Annotated in this window: 19 protein-coding genes and 1 tRNA gene; 14 read left to right on the plus strand and 6 right to left on the minus strand. The window is 42.5% G+C overall.

Annotated features, from left to right (window positions below; all coding sequences use genetic code 11):
• Positions 1 to 28: 28 nt before the first annotated feature.
• The 6 genes from I5907_RS05290 to I5907_RS05315 all read right to left on the minus strand — a co-directional run bounded on the left by I5907_RS05290 (position 29) and on the right by I5907_RS05315 (position 10,112).
• On the minus strand, positions 29 to 760 hold the full coding sequence (locus I5907_RS05290; RefSeq protein WP_196989676.1) for an esterase family protein: 732 nt from the start codon (positions 758 to 760) through the stop codon (positions 29 to 31).
• A gap of 41 nt (positions 761 to 801) precedes the next feature.
• The gene (locus I5907_RS05295) at positions 802 to 1,656 is read right to left on the minus strand and encodes an AAA family ATPase (protein ID WP_196989677.1); all 855 of its coding nucleotides are present in this window, start codon (positions 1,654 to 1,656) and stop codon (positions 802 to 804) included.
• Between the two features lie 36 nt (positions 1,657 to 1,692).
• Positions 1,693 to 2,337, minus strand: coding sequence for a hypothetical protein (locus tag I5907_RS05300; RefSeq protein WP_196989678.1), 645 nt, complete (start codon positions 2,335 to 2,337; stop codon positions 1,693 to 1,695).
• A 28-nt stretch (positions 2,338 to 2,365) separates the two neighbouring features.
• A complete protein-coding gene (locus I5907_RS05305; protein WP_196989679.1) occupies positions 2,366 to 2,881 on the minus strand; it encodes a hypothetical protein in 516 nt (171 codons plus the stop codon).
• 119 nt (positions 2,882 to 3,000) lie between these two features.
• Positions 3,001 to 5,943: a serine hydrolase domain-containing protein gene (locus I5907_RS05310; protein WP_196989680.1), complete on the minus strand. Its 2,943-nt coding sequence runs from the start codon at positions 5,941 to 5,943 to the stop codon at positions 3,001 to 3,003.
• Positions 5,944 to 6,338: 395 nt separating this feature from the next.
• Entirely contained in the window at positions 6,339 to 10,112 is a 3,774-nt protein-coding gene (locus tag I5907_RS05315; RefSeq protein WP_196989681.1) for an SNF2-related protein, read from the minus strand.
• 442 nt (positions 10,113 to 10,554) lie between these two features.
• Here I5907_RS05315 and I5907_RS05320 point away from each other — a divergent pair, with 442 nt between their 5' ends.
• The 14 genes from I5907_RS05320 (at position 10,555) to feoB (ending at position 25,595) form a co-directional block, all read left to right on the plus strand.
• Positions 10,555 to 11,436, plus strand: a complete 882-nt coding sequence (locus I5907_RS05320; RefSeq protein ID WP_196989682.1) for a MerR family transcriptional regulator — start codon at positions 10,555 to 10,557, stop codon at positions 11,434 to 11,436.
• Positions 11,437 to 11,592: 156 nt separating this feature from the next.
• Positions 11,593 to 12,093 (plus strand): RNA polymerase sigma factor, encoded by a 501-nt coding sequence (locus I5907_RS05325; RefSeq protein WP_196989683.1) that lies wholly within the window; start codon positions 11,593 to 11,595, stop codon positions 12,091 to 12,093.
• Positions 12,094 to 12,128: 35 nt separating this feature from the next.
• Positions 12,129 to 13,619, plus strand: coding sequence for a phytoene desaturase family protein (locus tag I5907_RS05330; RefSeq protein WP_196989684.1), 1,491 nt, complete (start codon positions 12,129 to 12,131; stop codon positions 13,617 to 13,619).
• Positions 13,620 to 13,922: 303 nt separating this feature from the next.
• Entirely contained in the window at positions 13,923 to 14,759 is an 837-nt protein-coding gene (locus I5907_RS05335) for a phytoene/squalene synthase family protein (RefSeq protein ID WP_196989685.1), read from the plus strand.
• 91 nt (positions 14,760 to 14,850) lie between these two features.
• Positions 14,851 to 15,375 carry an isopentenyl-diphosphate Delta-isomerase gene (gene idi, locus I5907_RS05340; RefSeq protein WP_196989686.1) on the plus strand — a complete coding sequence of 175 codons (525 nt, stop codon included), beginning with the start codon at positions 14,851 to 14,853 and terminating at the stop codon, positions 15,373 to 15,375.
• Between the two features lie 38 nt (positions 15,376 to 15,413).
• Complete coding sequence (gene crtD / locus I5907_RS05345) at positions 15,414 to 16,904, plus strand: 1-hydroxycarotenoid 3,4-desaturase CrtD (RefSeq protein WP_196989687.1); 1,491 nt, start codon at positions 15,414 to 15,416, stop codon at positions 16,902 to 16,904.
• Between the two features lie 135 nt (positions 16,905 to 17,039).
• Complete coding sequence (locus I5907_RS05350; RefSeq protein WP_196989688.1) at positions 17,040 to 17,732, plus strand: carotenoid biosynthesis protein; 693 nt, start codon at positions 17,040 to 17,042, stop codon at positions 17,730 to 17,732.
• Positions 17,729 to 18,229, plus strand: coding sequence for a sterol desaturase family protein (locus tag I5907_RS05355; RefSeq protein WP_196989689.1), 501 nt, complete (start codon positions 17,729 to 17,731; stop codon positions 18,227 to 18,229). Before I5907_RS05350 ends, I5907_RS05355 begins: the two co-directional genes overlap by 4 nt.
• Before the next feature lie 14 nt (positions 18,230 to 18,243).
• Positions 18,244 to 19,443 (plus strand): lycopene cyclase family protein, encoded by a 1,200-nt coding sequence (locus I5907_RS05360; RefSeq protein WP_196989690.1) that lies wholly within the window; start codon positions 18,244 to 18,246, stop codon positions 19,441 to 19,443.
• A 13-nt stretch (positions 19,444 to 19,456) separates the two neighbouring features.
• A complete protein-coding gene (locus I5907_RS05365; protein WP_196989691.1) occupies positions 19,457 to 19,975 on the plus strand; it encodes a YceI family protein in 519 nt (172 codons plus the stop codon).
• 200 nt (positions 19,976 to 20,175) lie between these two features.
• A tRNA-Arg gene (locus I5907_RS05370) sits at positions 20,176 to 20,247 on the plus strand.
• Between the two features lie 229 nt (positions 20,248 to 20,476).
• Complete coding sequence (locus I5907_RS05375) at positions 20,477 to 21,601, plus strand: endonuclease/exonuclease/phosphatase family protein (protein ID WP_196989692.1); 1,125 nt, start codon at positions 20,477 to 20,479, stop codon at positions 21,599 to 21,601.
• Between the two features lie 130 nt (positions 21,602 to 21,731).
• Positions 21,732 to 23,234 (plus strand): cysteine--tRNA ligase, encoded by a 1,503-nt coding sequence (gene cysS, locus I5907_RS05380; RefSeq protein WP_196989693.1) that lies wholly within the window; start codon positions 21,732 to 21,734, stop codon positions 23,232 to 23,234.
• A 243-nt stretch (positions 23,235 to 23,477) separates the two neighbouring features.
• Complete coding sequence (gene feoB, locus I5907_RS05385; RefSeq protein ID WP_196989694.1) at positions 23,478 to 25,595, plus strand: ferrous iron transport protein B; 2,118 nt, start codon at positions 23,478 to 23,480, stop codon at positions 25,593 to 25,595.
• Positions 25,596 to 25,677 lie beyond the last annotated feature (82 nt).

The raw sequence follows: 25,677 nt of genomic DNA on the forward strand, positions 1-25,677 counted from the left end.
TACCGCATTGCCGGCGGTTATGCTATTATTAAAACTTTGTATCGATGATGTAGGGCAGCATGGCGCGCCAGGTTGGCCAGTCGTGTTTAATATCTGCGCCCCATATATCGAGATCGTGCCATATACCTTTATCCCACAATACCTGCGAAAACCTTCTGTTGGCTTCGGGGTCTTCAAACTCTCCGCTACCTGTATAAATATGTATGTGATGCGATGCTTTTATTTTATTGAGGTACCACTGATCGTTCAGATTTGGTATGTAATGTATGGGGCTGTTGAAATATACCTGGTCGTCCCAATACCCTTTGGTATATTCTGTAAGGTCATACACGCCGCTCATACTGATGACACCATTAATGAGATCTGGTTTTTTTAAAAACAGGTTCATGGCATGTAATGCCCCGAAAGATGCGCCGCATGTGTAGATAAAGGTATCAGGACTGGTGTTGTTGCGTATAAACGGGATCACTTCATTGAACACATATTCATTAAACTGGTTTTGCCTGATGGCTTTGTGTTCCGGCAGCATGTTGTTATTCATCCAGCTTTCTTTGTTCATGCTGTCTATACTAAAAACCTTGAGCTTGCCTGAATCTATGAGTGGTTGCAGAGCATCTATCAACTGAAATCGCTCATACTCCAGGTAATCTGCTGCTGCGGTTGGTATGAGCAATAGTGCAAAACCAAAATGCCCGTAAGAAGCAATGGGCATTTCTTTATCAAGGGCAGGGCTATACCACGATGTAATATGTCTGTTCATAGAATTTTTTTATGCGTAATTTTTGGTGTTGTTTCAATCTTTCAGAGACAGGTCTTTTTTATTTCGTTCCAGAGATCGCGGTAGCACTGTGCGGCATAACTGCTGTTGGCAAATTCAAATACAGGCGCCTGGTGCGTACCCATTTTTTCCACATCACTTAAATAAGGAATGTAATTTTTAAAAAACAATTTGTCTTTATAAAACTCCTGCATTACTTCATGGTGCAGGTTTTTACGGTGGTCTACCATGCTGAAAAAACATTTTATAATGCCTGCATCCAGGTCATGGTCTTTGAAGTACTGCATAACTGTTTCAAACGAACGTATAGATAACGTAGTGGGTATGTTGGGCATCAAAATCCAGTCTGCTGCGTTAAAAACATTATCGTGCAAAAGAGATATACCGGGTGGCGAATCGAGTACAACGAGATCAAACTGTTTCAGCGTATTTAAAACGCTCTTCAGTTTCTTCCGGCTTTGCTTCAGGTCATCGAGTGCAATGTCTACGTCTCTGGCAGAAAGGTCTGATGGAATGATCCAGAGATTTTCGAATGCAGAATCTTTTACGGCGTCTTTGGCCGGCAATTCGCCCGTAAGCAGTTTACGGCTTTCGTTTTTTACATCTGCCGCAACATTAAAGTAAAATGATGATGAACCTTGCGGGTCAAGATCCCATAACAGTGTTTTCAACCCATCTGCAGCAGCAAGATAAGCAAGGTTTACGGCGGCGGCTGTTTTGCCCACACCTCCTTTTAAATTATACAATGCTATAGATACCATAAAATAAATATACAAAAGATTTATTCCTGTTACAGGCTGTGCAGCAATCTTTTGCAGAACAGCATTTTTTATGTGGCCGGCAGTGGCGGGTATGGCATCACCTGTTGCGTCGCACACTGCAACTGCAGTATAAATATGGGGCGATAGTGATCATTATTGAAGCCGGTACTTCCTGTAAAAATTTTCTTTCACATCAACCACCCATAGCACCGTATCCGGCTTCTGGTCGTTGTTTTCATCAAATGCGCTTAATAAAGAAAACTGGTTTGCATTGAGCCACTTGCCGTCTATTATGGTACCGCCGGCACCCAGGAACAGTAATTGTTGCGTAGTATTGGCTTTGGCATCAATCAGGGAAGCTTTGGAGTCAACCTCGCCGTCTTCAATTTTTATTTGCCCGGTTTTATCTTTCACCAGCACTTTTCCATAGCTGCCAATGTCAAGAACGTAGGCACTGTCTGGCGACCATTTAAGCAATGGTGCATAGTTTTTATAAAAATCAGCCGCCGGTTTAAAAGGCGTTGCAGCAATGCTGTCTTCGTACCAGAATTCATCCAGCTTAAACCGGTTCCATGCCTGGCCGCTGTTTTTCAGTGAGAGATCGAGCCACGCATCGGCCTTGTTTTCAAAAAAAAGTACACTGTCTTCCTGTGTTATGCTTTCATTGGTCGTTATAGAATCTGCAGCTGCTACATTTTGCTCCTGCTGTTCTTCTGCAGAATTATTACAGGAAAACAACAACGCCACCACACAAACTGCCAGCAAAAAAGCTTTCGGAGAATGTTGTAAAAAGGTCATGCAAATGATTTAGTTACCCTTACTGCAACTATGCTGCCGAAACAGGCACACGCAGCAATTCCTGCAATCGTTCAGTAATTAATCTCAGGTGGTGTTCGTCAATATAAGATGCAGGAATATGAAGGAGTATATGTTCTTTACCCGGTTTAACATGAATACTGAAAAAAGCACCCTTTGAAAACCCTTTTTTTCGCCGGAGTTTTACCGATACCACAGAAACAGCGGGTATTCTTTTCTCTTTTGTACCAAATACAGATTGCTGTACAAAAAAAATCTCATTGCCGGGTATGATCTTTAATTCTGTTGTGTAAGAGCGGAAAAGCAATAATGCCGCAACCAAAAGTGTAGAAAAAACAAGCACGTATATCCAACCCATGGGTATAGATGCGCCTACCTGCTGTAAAAGAAACCATACGCACAAAATGAGCAAAACAGGCAATGCTCTTGCAGATAAAAATTGGGATCTTTCCCGCACTGCACTTTCTTTTATATGAAGACAATCATCTGTATCTGCCAGTACATCGTAAGGATGATAAATATTCATTATTGAAAGGTAACGAGTATTATACTAATGAAATGTGAGAATGGTCAGCAACGGGCAGCTACAGTGCATGAGCACAATACAACCTCCGGCATCAACAATTGTGTTGCAGGCCGCACATACTACAGGTCATTTTTACCAATGGCTTGATACAATACATCCTGTATAGCGCCACGGATGTTCAACTGGCTGATGCGGGTATTAACGCCCCCATCAGGGAAAACACGATTTGAGAGAAAAATGTACACCAGGTTATACGCCGGATCTACCCAAACACAGGTACCTGTATAACCTGTATGGCCATAGGTGAGCGGGGTTGCAAGTTTACTGGGGTAAGGCTCCCTGCGCTTATCGTTGTCTTTTTCAGGCTTGTCAAAGCCGTAACCACGGCGGCTGTTGTCACTATGGTATGCTGTAAAGTAATCAATGGTTTCCCTTTTCAGGTATTGAACATTATTAAAACTGCCGCCATTTAGCAGCATCTGGTACAATTTCGCAAGGTCATACGCATCGCTAAACAAGCCCGCATGCCCGGCCACACCGCCAAACATAGCTGCACCGGGGTCGTGTACACTGCCGCGCAATTGTTGTAACCGGAAAGTCTTTTCTTTTTCTGTAGGTGCAATACCGCTGAGGGCAAAAGTGTTGGCCGGCAAAAACCCGGTCGTTTGCATATTCATGGGCTTGTAGAAAGTTTCCTGCACGTACACGTTAAGCGGTTTTCCGGTTACCTGTTCTACAATTTTTCCAAGAAAAATAAAATCATTGTCGCTGTAAATGTAATTGCCTTTTGTACCGAGTGGGCTTTGCAGTATGCGGGCAAACATAGTATCCTGCCAGTCGTGGCGCATATACATGGTATCTGCCACCTGGATATTAAACGTATCATCAGGCATTGCTTTAAAAAAGCCGGGCTTGGGAATACCTGTAAGCGAATCTGTTATTTCGGCATAAAATGGAATAAAGGCTTTTAACCCCGCCTGGTGCAGCAAAATATCTGCAAGCTGCAGGTTTGCCTTATCTGTTGTTGCCACCCATGGAAGATAATCGCCAAGTGTTTTAAACAGGTCGATCCTGCCCTCTTCGTACAACTTCATTATACTGACGTTGGTGGCGGAAATTTTTGTAACCGAAGCAAGATCGAAGATGGTAGAAGTTTTCATTGGTTCCAGGCTATCGTATGCCATAAAACCATAAGCCTTATTCAAAAAGACTTTGCCATCCCTGGCTGCAAGCACCACACAGCCGGGAAAAGCACGGTTAAAAATACCCGCATTGGCAATAGAATCTACTTTGTATAAAAGGCTGTCTTTTATATTCAGCGCCGCTGGCGTGGTAAATGGCAACGCCCGGTCTTCAACCACAAGACTACCTGTGCCATATTTGTACTGGCAAACACTTACAGGCAATGTTCCTTTTGCTGTAAACTTACCCGTAAGCCAGTCAAATGCCGCCTGCTGAAATATTACATCGTCCTCGTAGCATACCGCAAGGTCTGTTGCATTACACAGGTATTTAACGGCGTATGGGTTGCCAAACAATAAGGTAACCGCAGAAGTAGCTGTTTGAAGGTCGCTTACCAACTTTACTGCGCTGTTGCTTATGCCAAATTGTTTTGCCGGGTATTTGGACAAACCATGCACGCCAATAATGACCTTATCATATTTTGCTCTCAGTGCCTTTACCAGCATTGCTGCATCGTTGTCGTCTTTTGTATAGTCAAAATAAAACAGATCGGCGTTGAAGTTTTCTTTTAACAATGCAGCAAGTTTGTTTTGCTTGTAGGCGCCAACTGCCACATATGCAACCTTTGTGTTACCTGCAAGTGGTAACAATCCCGGTTGTGTGGCATGTACATAAGTCAGTGCATTTTCTGCCACCGTCTTTCTGAGTGCAGGTACATCTTTGTTCAGGTCGTTTGTAAGCCCGTCAAGCGGTATGGTATTTACCTGGTTTAAACCCAGGTGATATTTGGCAAGCAGCACTTTCTTTACCCTTGCTTCCATGTCTGCTTTGTCAAGTTCTCCTTTTTTAATGGCTGCAAGAATTCGCCTGATGGTACCGGGCACATCTCCCGGTAAACACAACATATCATTACCGGCCAGTATAGAGCGAAAACCCGCCTCGCCGGCGGGATAGTATTTTGCCACACCCTGCATTTCCAGTGCATCGGTAAATGAAATGCCTTTAAAACCCATTTCATTTCTCAGAAGACTGGTTACGTTATTTTTTGAGAGTGATGTAGGAAGGTGCGCTGTTGTATCAATAGCAGGAATACTTAAATGTGCAATCATTACACTGCCTATACCTGCTTCAAACAACTGCCGGAAAGTATATAACTCAAGCGAGTCTAACTGTGCTTTGCTTTTGTTGATTACGGGCATATCAAAATGCGAGTCTACACTTACATCACCATGACCCGGAAAATGTTTGGCAGTTGCCATCACACCTTCATCCTGCAGGCCCTGCATAATCTTTGTACCATACAGCGCCACTTTGTATTTGTCTTCCCCAAAGGAGCGAAAACCAATAACAGGATTATCAGGATTGTTGTTTATATCTACCACAGGTGCATAATCTACCTGTATGCCTGCTCTTTTACATTGCAGGGCCATGGCCCTGCCAACATTATAGACGATCGCCGCATCATTTACAGCACCAATGGTAAGCTGGTCAGGAAACTTCATTACACTGTCGTACATGCGCATACCCACACCTGTTTCGCCGTCTATGCAGATCATTACAGGTGTTCTGGCCATTCGCTGGTATTTGTTTACCAGCGTAGCCTGCGCCACAGGATTGCCCTGGAACAAGCACACCGCACCTACATTGTATTTTTTTATCTGCTCTGTAACTTTCTCATCGTAAAACTTGGCGCTGCCATCAGGGTTGCGGCTGCTTAGGCGCACTACCATAAGCTGCGCTATGCGTTGCTCTTTTGACAATGATTTGTACACACTATCTACCCAATGTTTTGCTTCGGGTGTTTCTGCATAAAACGATTTTTGTGCATGCACCGTTGTTATACAAAGCAGGGACAACATACCAATAAGAAAGCCTTTCATCTGCAACAATTTTAAAGCACAATTTATGGATTAATGTGTAAGAGAAATGTTATGTAGCCACACGCTAAAGTTTTACATACAATGATGTAGCCGGCAGTGGTATTGCATGGCATCGCCTGTTGCGTCGCACTCTTCGGCTTTTTATTTTCATGGCAGCTGTTCGCACCTGTACAAACAACGGCAATATATTGTGCAACGCTTTGTTTTGGCTCCGGAATATAAGCATGGAGTATGGTGTGCACAACAAACGGAAATAAAACCGGAACGCTGCAGCCGCCACAACAGCGGGAACGTACAAGTGAGTGACACAACAGGCGATGCCACATGGGCTACTGCCGGTAACAAAAAAAATCCGGCAACAAAATGCTGCCGGATGTATGCTGAATAAATGACGTTTAACTGAACAGGTATTCGATATCTTCTCTTGTAAGGCTTTTTACAAAACCTGTATCATCTGTTATAAGATCTGCTGCCAGCAGGCGTTTGCGCTCCTGCAACGAAAGAATTTTATCTTCTACAGTGTCTTTACAAATCATACGGTAGGCAAAAATATTTTTTGTTTGTCCTATGCGGTGTGTACGGTCTATGGCCTGTTGCTCTACTGCGGGGTTCCACCATGGGTCAACAATATATACATAGTCTGCCGCGGTTAAGTTAAGACCCACGCCACCGGCCTTTAGCGAAATAAGAAACACCCTGCATTCGGGATCGTTTTGAAAACGTTCAATGGCTTTCTGGCGGTCTGTTGCAGAAGTGCTGCCATCGAAATATTCGTAAGCCACGCCAAGCTCGTTGAGCTTTTCTTTTATGAGTGCAAGCATGCCCAGGAACTGCGAGAATACAAGCGCTTTATGATCGCTGATGTTTTCAGTTATTTCCCTTCCTATTTCTTCGAGCTTTACAGACACGTTGGGAAACTTTTCTTCATCTTTCATGATGGCCGGGCTATCGCAGATCTGCCGCAGCTTCATTAAACCCTGCAATATGGTAAGCTGTGATTTTTGTACGCCCTGTTCTTCTACCACACCAAGAATTTTATCGCGGTAATCGTTGCGGAATGCATCATAAATATCGCGTTGCTCTTTGGCCATTTCGCAAAACAGGATCATCTCTGTTTTCTCCGGCAGGTCTTTTGCCACCTGCTCTTTGGTTCTGCGTAAAATGAACGGGTATAACAGTTTGCGCAAATGTTCTTTTTGTTCTTTCTCGCCAAACTTGTCTATTGGTACTGAAAATTCGTGCTTGAAGAATTCCATGCTACCCAGCATACCGGGGTTTAAAAAATTCATCTGCGCATAAATATCAAACGTATTGTTCTGCAAAGGCGTACCACTTAAACAAAGCTTGTTTTTTGCATTGAGCAGTGTGGCTGCTTTGGCTACTTTGCTCGATGGATTTTTGATGGCCTGGCTTTCATCGAGAATAACATAATCAAGCTCAACGTCCACAAACTGTTTAATATCGCTGCGCAGTGTGCCGTAGGTGGTGATAATTACATCAATACTTTTATCGAGCAAAGTTTCGTGTGTTCTTGTGCCCCCATGGTGAATGTAATAGCTGAGGTTTGGCGTAAATTTTTTGATCTCATTTTCCCAGTTGTACATAAGTGTGGTGGGGCATACAACAAGTGCTTTTAACTTTCCACGTTTTTCTTTGAGGTGAAAAAGGAACGACAATGCCTGTATGGTTTTACCAAGACCCATATCATCTGCAAGAATGCCACCCCAGTTTACCTCGCTTAAATAATTCAGCCATTGAAACCCGGAAGACTGGTATGGTCTTAAAATAGGTTTTAGATGCGCAGGCGGCTCCACAGGTTCTATGGAGTGATTGTAGCGCAGGCGATCGTATTTTTCCTCGAGTTTTACAAACAGTTCTTCTTCATCGCGCTGGTTATACAACTCTTCTATAATGCTGAAGTGGTATTTACTCAGCTTCATATTCGAAGCCTTGCCTTCGCCAACACGGAAAAGCAGCGAATACTTTTTTATCCATTCTTCGGGTAAAATACCAAGTGTACCATCTTCGAGCTGTACATATTGTTGTTTGTTGGCAAGCGCTTTCTTTACATCTGCCACGGTTACTTTCTGCTCACCAAAATGAATATCGATCTTGGCATCAAACCAGTCGGTATTACTGCTGATATAAATTTTCGTGGAAGGCCTGGCTGTATTGAACCGGAAATTCTTCAATGCATCGTACCCATATACCGGTATGTCGAGATCCTTAACAGCATCAGAAAAAAGAAAAAACCAGTTGTTCTTCAGCACATCAGACCCCCTGAGCGCAAGTGTATTGCCCTCTTCCGGCCTTATGAATGAAGAATGCAGGTTTTCGATCTTGTCTATAAATTCACTTTCTGCAACCGTATTGCGGTGAATAACCAACAACCTGTCTGTAAGCGGCAGAATGATCTTTTCTTTATCGCCTGGTTTTACATCGTAACCGCGGTAATTGAAGATGGGTTGAAACAGCAGGTAATCGCCACGCTCTTTCAGTAATATTTTAACTTCCGGTTTTTCATCTTTGATTTCCTCCCGTTGCACGTTGCTAAACTGCACATTGTAATCCCTGGAAAGCGGCAATAAGAATTCAACCAGTTGTTTGTTCCAGTTCTCGTTGCTTATCAGCAGTTTGCCTGATGGCAAAAATTTCTCTACCAAAACTGGGTCTTCCTGCTTTTGCCATACATACAGGCTATCATGAAACTTAAACGCAAAAGAAGAAGACAATTCATTATCGGCCACACTGTACGGGCCCTCCGGCAGTTTTACCATAGCCGTTACTTCATAATTTGCGTCTGCCTGTTTTACCGAAAAATCGGGTGAAAGAAACACCGGTAAACAGGAGATTTTCTCCAGGTTTGCAGCCTGGAAAGCTTTTCGCGGCGGTAAAAAATAAACAAACTGGTTATCTGCCAGGTCGGCAAAAAGTTTCTTGAATTTAGGATGCAGATATTCACCTATCAAATGCCGTGTTTCTTCCGGCAGTTCATCATCATGTTGTTGTATAATGTTTTCCCATATGCCGCTGAATGGCGAATTCCTGTTTAAATACCTGCTTACTTCACCAGGCAACAGTTTTCTCAGTTGCTGTACAAGCACCTTATCGTTTTCATCAAAAATTTCTGTATTGATGAATTTTGTAAGGTCAAGCTTTTCCACTTTTCCAGCATAGGAAGAGAGATCGTCATCCGGCTCTCCCTGCACAGCATCTACCTGTACATAGGGATATTGGTGCGCATTATAGCTGAATACAATGCCCAGTTTTACCTTGGGCTTCTCCGCAACAGGTGTTTCCACCGTCGCTTCTGCAGATACAGCCGCAACAACAGGCTGCTCTACAGGTTTTGGCCGCAGCGGCTGAGGTGGCGCTACCACCCGTTTGATGCTGGTATCGAGTACCCGCAGAAATGGTTTACCATCTTTAAGCGTAAACTCAAATTTGCCTTTTATGTCATCTTCGAGCGTGTAGCCGTAAAGCGCCAGCAATTTGTTTTTCTCTTTGTCAAGATTCCTGATCGTATCAAAATAATTCGGGCCAAACGCATTCAGCAACTGTAACAATACAATTGTCTTGTGCACGCATAACGGGTGAGAAGAATTCTCATTGCATGAGCAGCTCGTGTCAAAATTTCGTTCCTCGTTTTTTTGAATAACAATCCTGTACGTAATGCCATAAAAATCTATTTCTGCCACCACCCGCTCGTTGGCAGCCTCAATAATATTGGCTTTATTACTACGCAGGTATGCTTCCGCTTCGGTATAAGATTCGGCAGATGTAAGCAACTTCAGCAGCTTAAGTTCAAGCTGCTTCATCTTTATTACTGTGTGGCGCTGGTTATATTCCGGCTCTTTTTCACCCAGCAGGTTTTTGTCGAGCAATTCCTGTAGCTGAAACAGTGCAGCCGCTTCATGCCGGCAGATTTCACCCAGGTTATAAGGGCATCCGCAACGTATAGAAAGTGTTTTGGCATCTTTGAATTTGTTGATGTAAACCTTGTAATACGTAGCGTAAGCATCATCTTTTACCCGGAAAGTGATTGCACTGAGCAGGTCATCATGTTCCACCAGTTCTACATTACCGGTTGCGTGTATCTTTTTTCCCCGGCGTATAACTTCATCTGTGCCGTTATTGTATATGTACTTAACTAAGTGAGGTAAAGCCATCTATCCGTTTAAAATTTTCTTTCTAAGTCTGATTAAGTGCCGAACGTGCATCGTTCAGAAAAGGGCAATTTGCAAAAGTAAAGGAATTATTGGCAGAAGGCGAAATCAATTAAATATTAACCGCTGAAAGGTTTGTTAAGAAAGAGGGTGTACCCGGCTTTTGTGCACGCATTAAGCTTTTGTTGCGTCGCACTCTTGTACAGCAGAATATCTGTGCAGCATTTCCCCGTCCACAATCTTACAAAGATCAGTTGCTGCCAGTCCCTGGTTTTAACCTGGGTAATGGCTGCAGGCTGTTTACTGCAACCGTCAAAGGACTGCAGTACGAGGTGCCCTGCACAATCTTATCGCCTATTTTGTCCAGCGCCTCACGGGAATAATTCTGTTTAGGTTAAACATAAATAGAATTAAACAATTTTACTGCATATTTGTAATATTAGTTATGAATGCGTTTACCATAAAAGATCTGGAAAACCTGTCTGGTATCAAGGCACACACCATACGTATATGGGAGCAGCGCTATTCGTTTCTTAAGCCGCAGCGTACAGATACTAATATTCGCTACTATACTACCAATGAACTTAAAACGGTATTGAATATATCGCTGCTTAATAAGTATGGCTATAAGATTTCTCATATAGACCGCATGTCAGAAGTGGAAATGAAAGAAAAAATTCTTTCATTATCCAATGCGCAGGCACAACAGGAACGTATCGTGAATGAACTGATTCAATTTATGGTAGACCTGGATATGGAGTCTTTTGAAGTTGTGCTCGACAACTTTATACTGGCCCGCGGTGTGGAAAAAGCCATCACTTTTATCATATTTCCATTTCTTGAGCGCATAGGCATTTTGTGGGTTACAAATCACATAAACCCTGCCCAAGAGCACCTGGTAAGCAATATCATACGGCAAAAGTTAATCACCGGTATTGAGAATACAAATACGCACCTGCATGTAAACAAAACAGTCATGCTATACCTTCCTGAAGGCGAGCACCATGAACTGGGTTTACTATTTATGCATTATATGCTTAAGAGCCGCGGTGTAAAAGTGCTGTATGTTGGCGCAAATGTTCCTCTTACAGATGTTGAGTTTGTAAGCAAATTGAAAAAGCCCGATTACCTCTACATGCATCTTACCTCCGTAGCTATCAACTTCAATTTCGAAAAGTATCTTACTAAACTTCATGCCCGCATACCAGATCAGCCTGTGATTGTTTCAGGCCAGCTGGTACAACAATACAAAAAGAAAGTTCCTTCCAACATCTTTCTTAAACGTTCCCTTACAGATGTAATGGAATATATCGCCTCAATCGCCTGATTTTTCTAATGCCATTCTAATATAGCAACCCATTTTCAAGCATTATTTTTCAATTTTATTTTGTTTAACATTTTAACATCAGTATTTAAACAAAAGTTTTGCTGGCGTTGTTATTTTTGTTTAATTTTATTGTATAATAAATTAAACACTTTAGCTATGTCGACTATAGAGTTTAACCAGATGCTACTGAACAACGCCGAATTCCTCAAGCCATTCGCTGCCACACTTACCCGTGATAATGAAGCTGCTAAAGACTTATTCCAGGAAACATTATACAGGGCGCTTGCTAACAGGGACAAATACAATGTTGGCACCAACATCAAAGCCTGGTTATATACGATCATGCGGAATATATTTATCAATAATTACCGCCGCAGGTCTAAACAATCTGTAGTGTTCGACAATACGCCGAATGATTTTTTACTCAACCTTAACCAGGGTGCAGTTAAAAATGAAGCCATTGCCAACATCAATATGAAAGAAGTGCAGGAGGCGATATTTAATCTTCCTGAAATTTTCAAGAACCCATTCCTGCTGTATTATGATGGGTTCAAATACCATGAAATCGCAGAAATATTGAACGAACCCCTCGGTACCATCAAAAGTCGTATTCACTTTGCAAGAAAATTGCTCAAAACACATATTGAACGATTCTGATAAACTTTACCTAATTTCCTACTTATTACTCCGGTTTGAAAAAAAAAATAATCGTTATAGGCAGCGGTTTTGCAGGCCTTTCGGCTGCATGTTTCATGGCTAAAGCTGGCTGTGACGTTACAGTTTTAGAAAAACAACCGACTCCCGGTGGCAGGGCAAGACAGTTAAAAGCAGACGGCTTCACTTTTGATATGGGTCCCAGCTGGTACTGGATGCCCGATGTCTTCGAGCATTTTTTCAACGCCTTTGGTAAAAAAGTCAGCGATTATTACACACTTCACAGGCTCGACCCTTCCTATCGTATTTATGAGCAGGAACGCACGCTTGATATTCCTGCTGGTTACCAGGCACTAAAAGACCTTTTTGAACAACTGGAACCGGGCAGCGGTGCAAGGCTTGACAAATTTCTGGATGAAGCTGCCTACAAATACCAGGTGGGCATCAACAAACTTGTACATAAACCTGGCAGATCACTGAACGAATTTCTCGATTGGGATCTGCTCACAGGCATTTTCCGGCTCGATGTTTTCAATTCTGTAAAAAGTCACGTTGCAAAATACTTTACACATCCCTCCATCAGGCAGCTGATGGAATTTCCTGTATTATTTCTTGGCGCATTGCCCGAGAAAACACCCGCTCTTTACAGCCTGATGAATTATGCCGACATAAAAGGTGGTACATGGTACCCGGAAGGTGGTATGTATAGTATTGTAAATGCTATGTATCAGCTTGCATTGGAGTTAGGAGTACGATTTCATTTTAATCACTCGGTAAAGGAAATAATCATCGAAAGCAGCGCAGCAAAGAAAGTTATTGCAGAATATGACGGTAAACCGCTTGTATATACTGCTGATGCGGTTATAGGCGGTGCCGATTATCATCACATAGAAAGTGCTTTGTTGCCCGGCGAATACAGGTCATATTCTGAAACTTACTGGAACAACAGGGTTATGGCGCCCGGGTGCCTTATTTACTATATAGGTCTTAATAAACGGCTGAACGGAATATTGCACCACAGCCTTTTTTTCGATGCATCTTTTGAGAAACACGGCCGCGAAATCTATGTAACCAAAGAATGGCCTTCCGACCCGCTGTTTTACGTTTCTGCAACCTCTGTTACCGATCACAACGTTGCACCACATGGCTGCGAAAACCTTTTCTTTCTTATACCGGTTGCTGCAGGCCTCGAAAATGATGATGAAGCATTACGGGACCACTATTTCAATAAGGTGGTAACAAGGATGGAGCAACGCACAGGGCAGTCTATAAGGCCACATATTATATACAAAAGAACTTTTGCCCACAGCAACTTTATAGAAGAATACAATGCCTTTAAGGGTAACGCTTATGGTTTGGCTAATACACTTATGCAAACAGCCATCCTAAAACCCGCCTGCAGAAGCAGGAAAGTGAAAAATCTTTTTTATACAGGCCAGCTAACTGTTCCCGGTCCCGGTGTGCCACCAAGTTTAATCAGTGGCGAGGTTGTAGCCAAACAAGTGCTCAAAAGTTTTAAAGACCGCTGATAAAAATTCATCTGCCTTTTGTTGAATATTATACTTACAAGTGTTGAACTTTTCATGCACTTGATGGTTATTATCGGGATATTGTACAAGTTATTGTAAACAGCATTTTATGTACCCGGCGTCAATGCTGCTATTAAGCTTTCGTTGCGTCGCACTCTTCAACTGCGGGAACATGTGTGAGCAGCAGCGGAGATCAAAGCGAAGGCTTTTTGCAAAAGCCGTGTAATTGTTGATCTTGTAATGGGGCAGTCAAAAACGGTATTAAATGCTTTGTAACATATTTACCAGCGAAACCAACAATGTATGATGCATCTTTTTCATGAAACAAGTCGTGAATGTAGCCGTGTAACAACAATGCGTTACAGCACTTCCTTTTCATCAGCCATCAATCTGTTGCATAAAGGGTTGCGGCCACATATCTATAATATTTATGGTCTCGTTCGCTTTGCAGATGAGATTGTGGATACATTTCATGACCAGGACAAAGCAACATTGCTTGAAGAATTTAAGAAAGATACTTATCTGGCCATTGAAAGACAAATCAGCTTAAATCCTATCCTGCACAGCTTCCAGGAAACAGTAAATTATTACAATATTGATCTTGCACTGGTAGATGCTTTTTTCTGCAGTATGGAGCTGGATCTCAACAAACGCCGGTACGACAAAGCGGGGTATGACAAATATATTTACGGTAGTGCAGAAGTAGTCGGCCTGATGTGCCTCTACGTTTTTTGCGAAGGAAACCAGCAATTGTACGATCAGCTAAAACCCTACGCAAGAAGTTTAGGAGCAGCTTTTCAGAAAGTAAACTTTCTGCGGGATATAAAGAATGATTTCGAAAGCCTCGACCGCACTTATTTTCCACAATGCGATTTCAGGAATTTTACCACAGCAGATAAACTTGCCATAGAAAAAGATATTCAGCAGGATTTTGACAATGCCTTTACGGGCATTTTAAAACTACCTATGAAAGCGCGTTTTGGTGTGTATGTCGCGTATAAATACTACCTGTCGCTGTTTCGTAAAATAAAGAAACTGCAACCGCAAACCATTCTTGAGCAGCGTGTAAGAATTCCAAATTATGGTAAAGCAATGATCGTTGCAAAAGCCGGCCTTAGAAGCCAGTTCAATCTTTTGTAATTATCATGCATGTTATACAAAACGCTGCGGCATTTCTTTAACAAGATGCTAAACTTTTTTCAGCCTGAAAGCTTCTAACTATTTTTATTAAATGGAAAATGTAATACTGGTAAATGACAATGATGAGCAGGTTGGTGTAATGGAAAAAATGGAGGTACACCAAAAGGCATTGCTGCATCGTGCATTCAGTGTTTTTATTTTCAACGAAGACGGACAGATGCTGTTACAGCAAAGAGCCGCAAAAAAATACCACAGCCCAAAATTGTGGACCAATGCCTGCTGTAGCCACCCCCGGCCGGGAGAACCTACAGAAAAAGCAGCACAACGCAGGTTAAGAGAAGAACTGGGCTTTCACACAGAGCTGGAAAAGACCTTTGAATTTATATACAATGCACCTTTTGATAACGGGCTTACTGAATATGAATATGACCACGTTTTTACCGGTTTTTATGAAGGCGACATAAAGCCTAACCCGGCTGAGGTGCTTGATTATTGTTACATGTCTATGGACGAGATTGCTGTATCATTGCAAAACTACCCGCATAAATATACTGTTTGGTTTGGCATAGCATTTCCCCGTATTATGGATTGGTGGAAATTAAAATATGCCGCCTGATATACCACACAAACAAACATTTTCATCAAATCACTTAAATGGCTGTATCTGTAAAGGCAATTGTAATAGGCAGTGGCGTGGCCGGTTTGGCCAGTGCCATAAGACTTAGCCTTTCAGGTTTCGAAGTAACTGTATTAGAAAAAAATGGTTACCCCGGCGGCAAACTGAGCAGTTTTTCATCGGCAGGTTATCATTTTGATGCGGGACCCAGTCTATTTACGCAACCTGAAAATATTAAAGAACTCTTTGATCTTGCAGGAGAGCCGATGGAAGCGTATTTTCAGTACAGTGCCATGCAGAATGCCTGTAAATACTTTTATGAAGATGGCACTGTGCTAACCGCAGCGGCTGATGCAAAAAAATTAGCTATTACACTGCACGAGGCTTTTGGTGAGCAAATAAGTAACGTAGAAACATATTTACAGCAATCAAAAACCCTGTATGAAAATGTGGGTACTATTTTTTTAAATTACTCACTACACAGGAAAGACACTCTTACCAAAGCGCCCGTACTGGCTGCACTTACTTCTGTCAAAAGCAAACATCTTTTTTCTACGCTCCATAAAGTAAATAAAACAGCTTTTAAAGATGAACGTACGGTGCAGCTATTTAACCGGTATGCTACTTATAACGGCAGCAATCCCTACCAGGCACCGGGTATGCTATCACTTATTCCACATCTTGAATACAACCAGGGTGTTTTCTATCCAAAAGGCGGAATGATCAGCATTACCAACGCTTTGTATAAGCTGGCTAAAAAACTGCATGTAACATTTGTATTTGACGCCCCGGTAAAAAAAATTACGCTACACAATAATCGTGCTACCGGTGTAGAGACAGACCGGGAAACCTACCAGGCACCACTTGTTGTAAGTAATATGGATGTATATGGTACTTATAAATACCTGTTGCAGCAGGAGCAAAAAGCGGCACAAATATTAAAACAGGAAAGAAGCAGCAGCGCACTGGTGTTTTATTGGGGCATCAAAACATCGTTTCCACAACTGGAATTACACAATATATTCTTCAGCAAAAATTATAAAGAAGAATTTGATCACCTGTTTATACACAAACGGGTTTATGAAGACCCTACCGTTTACATAAATATTACCAGCAAGTGTGAACCCGGCATACAGGCACCGGTAAATAAGGAAAACTGGTTTGTGATGGTAAATGCGCCTGCCAATGTGGGACAGGATTGGGGCAAGTACAGGGCATTGTACCGAGCTGCCATTATACAAAAACTAAACAGGTTATTACACACAAACGTTGAACCCCTTATTGAAGCAGAAGAAATATTGGACCCTGTTTTGATTGAGGAAAAAACTGCATCTTACATGGGCTCTTTATACGGTACCAGTTCAAACAGCAGGATGGCGGCTTTTTTGCGGCACCCAAATTTTAGTAAGAAGATCAAAGGCCTGTACTTTGCAGGTGGCAGCGTACACCCCGGCGGAGGTATACCGCTGTGTCTTAAAAGTGCAAAGATTATGTGCGATATGGTGCAACAGGATTATAGGTTTGCCTGATGTACGTTACACGCAAAACGTGTACGACAACTACAGCCTGGCCGGACCATGCTGAATAATGAAACAGCCGTACAAGTGTGCGACGCAACAATGTATAATAGTAGCAATACAGTTGGGCCAATAAAAACAAACTACTTGACTTTAGCGAATAACAATAAACAACGCATCGCTTTATTTCTCGCATTACTTTTTCATATAAGTGGCGCCATTGGTATGCTTTTTACGCCATACAGGCAATGGTTTATTGATAACACGCCGCTGAACCTTGTACTGATGGCTGCATTACTTGTTTACACACAAGACGGTAAAAACACCTCGTTCTGGTTGTTTGCTGTATTGTGCTTTATTACGGGTATAACGGTAGAAATAATTGGTGTTAATACGGGTTATCTTTTTGGTGATTACGCCTATGGCAACGTGATGGGCATGAAAGTATATAATGTGCCATTGCTTATTGGCATTACCTGGTTTACGACCATTTTTTGTGCAGGCATCATTATGCACAGCATAAGTATTTGGGTGATGCAAAAAATGGCCGGCGCGCCACAACCATCGAAAGCGGTACAATTTTTTTCGTTTGTTACAGATGCTGCATTACTCGCTACGTTGTTTGACTGGGTGATGGAGCCTGTGGCCATTGAACTGCAATTCTGGCAATGGGTGCCGGCAGGTGAAATTCCGCTGTTCAACTACATTTGCTGGTTAGCAATAAGTGCCGGTTTGTTAACAGTTTTCCGCCTGATGAAGTTCAGGAAAGACAACCTTTTCGCGGTACATTTGTTGATTATTCAGTTATTGTTTTTTCTCGTTTTACAAACATTTTTATGAGCTGGATTATTTATCCGTTAATAGCACTTGGTATGTTTCTTCTGATGGAGGGCATAACATGGTGCACGCATAAATTTGTGATGCATGGCTTTTTGTGGTATTTGCATGAAGACCACCATAACCCCGTGCATAAGCATACGTTTGAAAAAAACGATGCCTTCTTCCTGATCTTTGCCGTACCGGCATGGCTCTGTATTATGTTTGGATGGATGTATGAAGTATGGTGGGTTGTAAGTATTGGTGCGGGCATAACAATGTATGGCGCTGCTTATTTCCTGGTGCATGATGTAATCATTCACCAGCGTTTTAAATGGTTTACGAGGAGCAATAACCGCTATGTAAAAACCATACGCTGGGCTCATAAAATGCACCACAAACATACTGGCAAAGAAGATGGTGAAAGCTTCGGGTTGCTCTTTGTAGCAAAGCAATATTGGGAAAAAGTAAAGCGTGATGAAGCTTTACAAAAGAAGAACATGATGAGCAAGGCTGTATAAGCAGCCTGTTTACATTGGCATTACACTTCTTTTTTCTTCCACATTTATATTTTTTACTGGAAACACATTACGATTATATTATCACTGGTGCAGGTTGCGCAGGTCTTTCTTTGTTATACAGGATGATGCAGCACCCTTTTTTTAGCAATAAGAAAATTCTTGTAGCAGACAAAGCTGAAAAGAACCACAACGACCGTACCTGGTGCTTCTGGGAAACAAAGCCCGGCATGTTCGAAGACGTTGTGCACCACAAATGGAAACAGGTAGATTTTTACTCCGGTCATTTTTCTGCCAGGTTCGATATTGAACCTTATACCTACAAAATGATCAGGGGCATCGATTTTTACCGGTTTGTGCTATCGAAAGCTGCGGCAAATAAAAATGTTACGATCGTCTACGGCAGCGTAGCAGCTGTATCGTGCAACAATGACGGCGCGTCGGTAGTTATTGATGGTGAAATTTTTACTGCACGGTATGTTTTCAACAGCATACTTTTTAAAGAAAATACACCACCGGCAACAGCAGGCAAACTTTACCATCTGCAGCAACATTTTAAAGGTTGGCTTATCGAAACACCCGCCAATGCTTTTGATGAACGTGTTGCCACTTTTATGGATTTCCGCGTTAGCCAGCAATATGGTACCACGTTTGTTTATGTGCTGCCACTCGCGGCAAACAAGGCATTGGTGGAGTATACTTTGTTTACCAAATCGCTGCTTCCGCAACATGCATATGACGAAGGTTTGCAACACTACATCAGCAATTTTTTAAAGCTTAAAGATTATATAGTTACCGAAACCGAATTTGGCATTATTCCCATGACCAATTTTCATTTTAGTAAAGGCAGTGGCAATGTCATCAACCTGGGTACTGCGGGCGGCAATACGAAGGCCAGCAGCGGTTATACCTTCCGTTTTATACAAAAACATTCTGATGCGGTAATAGAAAAGCTGGTGCAGCAAAAACATCCGCAGGTGTTACAAAATATTATGCAAAAAAGATTCGGGTTGTATGATAGTACGCTCTTAAACGTCTTAAGCAATAACAAGCTGGGCGGAGACCGTGTGTTTGCAGATATGTTTCGCAAAAACCCGGTTCAGCGCGTTTTTCGCTTCCTTGATAATGAGACAAATCCTGTTGAAGAGTTAAAACTTGTAAGCAGTGTGCCCACTAAAGTATTTTTGCCTGCAGCGGTACAGGAATTGTTCCGTTAATTTTTTAAAATATATGCGTACCATTTTTACTACCATAGCTATTGCCATTGCATCAATGGCATTTGTATCTGCAGAACTTAAGCCGGTAGATACCGCCGAGGCAGTTACATTTACCATCAAAAATTTTGGTATCAATACCAGGGGAGAGATCAAAGGGTTAAAGGGAACTATTAAGTGGGATGCTGCAAACCCTGCGGCATCGGTATTTAACGTTACGGCAGATGCAAAAACCGTCAATACCGGTATTGAAATGCGCGATAACCATTTGCGCAAAGAAGAATACCTCAATGTAGAAAAATACCCGCTTATCAGTTTTGCCAGCACATCTGTTACGGGTAATACTATAAAGGGTAACCTGACCATTAAAGGTGTTACCAAAGAGATCAGTTTTCCCTTTACGGTAAAGCCGTCAAACGGCGGTTATTTGTTTGAAGGATCTTTTGATATCAACCGCAGAGATTTTGGAGTTGGAGGCGGCAGTGTTTCATTAAGTAATAATTTAAGTGTGTCGCTTAAAGTACAGGCTAAATAGTGGGTACCCGGCAGCGGTGCGTTGTGGCATCGCCTGTTGCGTCGCACTCCTGTACTGTAAAACATATTGCAGCACGCAGTAAACCATCTTCGCACAACAGCACAGTTTTCTATAATAAAGTAATTTAAAAGGGATGGGCGATAACGCCCATCCCTTTTCGTTATTATAAAAATGAACAGTTACATTTGCAGCAATTTAGCGGTCTCGTAGTACAATGGATAGTATAAGAGTTTCCGAAGCTCCAGATCCAGGTTCGATTCCTGGCGGGACCACCTCCTTAGCCGCCTGCATTTATACAATAATAACCGGCCATACCGCAATGCTGTGTGATAGAGCAGATCGCTGCAGCCGCCATAAAAAACCGAACGTACAAGTGAGTGACACAACAGGCGATGCCCATTGATCTGTTGCCCGCAAAAATATTTAACCATACCCACGGCATTTACTTCTCTGCATTGCTGTAAATTGACACTTCAAAAAAACATCTTATAACTTCGGTGCATGGCAATAAGTATTATCAGGAAGATTACTAAATGGGTGTTTCTTTCACTGAACATACTGTGCTGCCTGCTGTTTTTACTTTCGTGTTTGTCCTTATACATAAGCCCGGCAGAATGGGCACCGGTAGGTTTTCTTGCACTTACAGTACCCTATCTTGTTATTATATTATTTTTTTATATCATTTTCTGGCTTATAGCCAAGCCTAAAATGGCCATTATTTCGGCAGTTGTATTGGCTATCGGCTGGAAACAGGTAGTGGTTATAGCCGCATGGCACCCGGCTGCCGGTTTTAAAGAAGTAAAAGCACCAACATCCATCCGTATTGTGTCGTGGAATGTGCGTGGCCTGTATGGCATAAGTACCAACTTTTATACACAACAACGCAACAGGAAAGAGATTGCAGACCTGATCAATAAATCAGGTGCAGACGTGGTTTGCCTGCAGGAGTTTAATAATATTTTTGCAAAGGAAGACCCCAATTACAACAACATTGGCCTGTTTACAAAAACATACCCTTATTACTATTTCTCCAAAGATTTTAAGAATGACCAGGGAACTTATTATTCCGGCGTTATTATCTTCTCAAGGTATAAAATACTAAATGAAGAACGTATAGCATACAAGGGCAAAAACCCGGAAAGCCTTATTCGTGCAGATCTGCTGGCAGGCAATGATACCATTACTGTTTTTACTACCCATCTTCAATCTTTTGCATTTAGCAAGGAAGATTACAGGAATATCGAAAAAATAAAGCAGACAGATGATGAAGTGCTGGAAGCATCAGAAAACATTTACACTAAAATGAAAGGTGCCTTTTATAACCGGGCAGACCAGGCGCAAACGGTAAAAAACACCATTGCCGGCAGTACACATCCATCTGTTATATGTGGCGATTTTAATGACGTACCAAACTCATATACCTATTTTCATATACGCGGAGAAAGACAGGATGCTTTTCTAAAATCTTCTTTTGGCATTGGCAGAACATTCAATGCCCTGGCGCCAACATTGCGCATCGATTACATTTTGCCGGATAACAATTTTGAAGTAAAGCAGTTTGAACTGGTAGACGAAGGCCTCAGCGATCATCATCTTTTAATGGCTGATTTAAGTTTAAAAAAATAAAATATCTTCGCAACAGTATGATCCTCTCCTCCAAATATTGCTGTTGTTGCTGTTGCTAAAAGCAATAGTTCCTGCTTTCCATAAACACATATACAACACGCAACAATAAAGACCATCTCAATTAAAACGCATGTCACTTAAAATATACAATTCATTAACCCGGCAAAAAGAAGTATTTACACCTATTACAGAAGGCCACGTGGGCATGTATGTGTGCGGACCAACCGTAAGCGGCGAAAGCCATCTTGGCCATGCCAGGCCATACATAACGTTTGATGTGGTGTTCCGTTACTTTTTGCACCTTGGTTATAAAGTAAGATATGTAAGAAACATCACCGATGCCGGCCACTTTGAAGAAGAGGGCCGCGAGGCGGAAGACAAAATAAGCAAGAAAGCAGCGTTGGAACGACTGGAGCCTATGGAACTGGTACACAAATACACCAGCCTGTTTCATAAAGCCATGCGCGCTTTCAATAATCTGGAGCCCAGTATAGAACCTACGGCAACCGGCCATATTGTAGAACAAATTGTGATGATCGAAAAGATCATTGCAGATGGTTATGCCTATGTTGCCAACGGTTCCGTGTATTTCGATGTAGAAAAGTACAATACCGATTATTCCAGGAAAGGATTACCATATGGCATGCTGAGCGGCAGAATTCTCGAAGACATGCTCGAAACAACCCGTGAGCTTGACAACCAGGAAGAGAAAAAAAACAAGGCAGACTTTGCATTGTGGAAAAATGCGCCGCCGGAGCATATTATGCGCTGGGTAAGTCCGTGGGGCGAGGGTTTCCCCGGCTGGCACATTGAGTGCTCTGCCATGAGCACCAAATACCTGGGCGAAGAATTTGATCTCCATGGCGGTGGTATGGACCTGCAGTTTCCGCACCATGAATGCGAGATTGCACAAAGTACCGTTTGCAACCATAAAACACCTGCCCGTTTCTGGATGCACAATAACATGATCACCATCAACGGCAGAAAAATGGGTAAAAGCTACAATAACGTTATTACGTTTACGCAGCTTTTCTCGGGCGATCATCCCATGCTGGAGCAGGGTTACCAACCCATGACCATTCGCTTTTTTATCCTGCAAACACATTACCGCTCCACGCTCGATTTTGGTAATGAAGCTTTACAGGCCGCAGAAAAAGGGTTAAAACGTTTGTGGGAATCTTACGAAAACCTGCAGGCACTGCAACCGGGCAATGCTGTATCTGCCAATAAAGAGCTGGAAGCAAAAGTGCTCAAACTGCTGGAAGAATTTGATGAATTTATGAACGATGACTTCAACACTGCAAAAGTGCTGGCCAATATGTTTGAACTCGTACCGGTTATCAACGGCATAAAAGACAAACATATTCCTTCAGATGCACTGAGCGCCGCTGTGTGGGCACAGTTGCAGCAAAAAATGAAAGTATACATCGAAGATATATTTGGTCTTAAAGATGAAACTATTGCAGACGACGGAAAGCTGGACGGCGTGTTGCAGATATTGATGACTTTACGCAAAGAAGCAAAGACACGCAAAGATTATGTTACCAGTGATAAAATAAGAAACGAACTGGCACAACTGGGTGTTATGCTCAAAGATGAAAAAGATGGAAGCATGAGTTATTCAATAGCATAGCATTTATTTTGGTACCCGGCAGTAGTACTGCTATTCAGCGCCTGTTGCGTCGCACTCTTGTACTACAGTAAATGAATGAGCATTCTTAACAAAGAATAAATAACAATAACGGCAGTGGGTTTCCATTCTGGTTAAGCCCATTGCCGGTTTGCCTTTTGCAGGGCTGCTTTAACAAATACAAACTCCCGATATCGTAATGTAATGCCTTAAACTGCATCTACATTTGCGGGCTAAATTCTTTTATTGCCAGATCCAGGTTTACATATCGCGTTAGTTGGAAACCCCAATAGTGGTAAAACCTCGTTGTTCAATGTACTTACGGGTCTTAACCAGAAAGTAGGCAATTTTCCCGGTGTAACAGTTGACAAAAAAACCGGTTATACCAGTTTCGAGAATAAAACATCAGCGGCAGTTATTGACCTTCCCGGCACATACAGTCTTTACCCCAGGCGTGCAGATGAATGGGTGGCTTACAAAGTACTCATGGATGCAGACGAAGACATTAAGCCCGACATGATTTTGCTGGTGGCCGATGCCAGTAATTTAAAACGCAACCTGCTGTTCTGCAGCCAGATCATCGATCTCAAATATCCTGTGGTGGTAGCACTATCTATGATGGATATTGCACGCAAAAAAGGCATTGAGATAGATGTGCAGGGGCTGGAAAGAGAACTGGGTGTTCCGGTAATTCCTGTAAACCCACGAAAGAATAAAGGCATTGCCCAGCTAAAAAAAGCTTTACTGCAAACATCGAAAGATGCTTTCATCGCCAACAAATACGATTTTATTGGCAACAAAGAACTGGCGCCGGAAGCTATTGCCGGTGTGCAGCAGCTATACCCGCAATTAAGCGATTACGCGTCTATACATTACCTCATTAACCATGAAAATTTTCCGCTGGCAAATGCCATGCAGGAAACTATTGAGCAAATAGAGGTAAATACCAGGTTTAATGCTACCAAAACGCAGGCAGAAGAAATCATGCAACGGTATGGGCGTATAAAGCAGATCATGCAGCAGGCTGTGGTAGAGCCAGACCCCTTGCAGAAAAAACTGTTTACCGAACAATTAGATAATTTATTGCTGCACAGGTTTTGGGGTTATGTTATCCTGCTTGCGGTATTGTTCCTGCTCTTTCAAAGTATTTTCTGGCTGGCACAGTTTCCTATGGACGCAATTGACTGGGGCTTTTCAAAAATTACGGGCTGGTTCAACAATATTTTACCGGATGCATGGTGGGGAGACCTGCTTACCAATGGTTTGCTGGCGGGCCTCAATGGCATACTTGTGTTTGTACCACAGATCATGATATTGTTTGGGCTCATTACCATTTTAGAAGATACCGGCTATATGGCGCGCATCAGTTTTTTAAGCGATAAACTCATGCGCAAGGTTGGCCTGAACGGCAAAAGCGTGATGCCCATGATCAGCGGGTTTGCCTGCGCCGTACCTGCCATTATGAGCGCACGCAATATTGAGAACAGGAAAGAACGGCTGCTCACCATTCTTGTTACACCTCTCATGAGTTGCAGTGCAAGGCTACCGGTGTTTACCATTCTTATTGCACTCGTCGTTCCCAATACTTACTATCTGGGCTTTCTTAGTTTACAGGGTTTGGTAATGATGGCACTTTACCTGCTGGGCACCGTAATGGCGCTTATTGTAAGCAGCGTGTTGAAATTCTTTATAAAGCTGCAGGAGAAAAGTTTCTTCATACTCGAGCTGCCGGTTTACCGTGCCCCACGATGGAAAAATGTAGGCATAACAATGGTGGAAAAAGCACGCATTTTTATAACCGATGCCGGCAAGATCATTATCGTTATCAGTTTATTGCTTTGGTTCCTCAGCAGTTATGGCCCTTCATCGCGGATGGATGTAGTGGAGCAGAAATATGCCGCACTGCAGGCCTCGCAAACCACGGAAGAAGGCAAAGCCGAACTGGAAAAACAATATAGCGCTGAAAAACTGCAGAACTCTTATGCGGGTATACTCGGCAAATCAATTGAGCCTGCCATTAAACCCCTGGGCTACGATTGGAAAATCGGCATTGCGTTGATCACTTCATTTGCTGCCAGGGAAGTTTTTGTTGGCACCATGGCTACACTTTACAGCGTGGAAGAAGATGACGACAGTACGCTGAAACAAAAAATGGAAAGCGCCAAACGCGAAGATGGCAGCAAAGTATATACGCTTGGTACGGCTTTGTCCCTGATGGTGTTTTACCTGCTTGCCATGCAATGCATGAGCACCCTGGCCGTTGTAAAGCGTGAAACCCGCACATGGAAATGGCCCGTTGTACAGCTTATTTACATGACAGCCCTTGCCTACTTTATGAGTTGGGTTGTATTCAACATTTTCTAAGAAATTTATGCACCGTTACTGGCATAGATAAGAGCCTGTGATTACACAGGTGATATTGTGTTTTGTACTTGTACGGTGAACC

It is taken from the genome of Panacibacter microcysteis, assembly GCF_015831355.1.
Taxonomy (GTDB): Bacteria; Bacteroidota; Bacteroidia; order Chitinophagales; family Chitinophagaceae; genus Panacibacter; species Panacibacter microcysteis.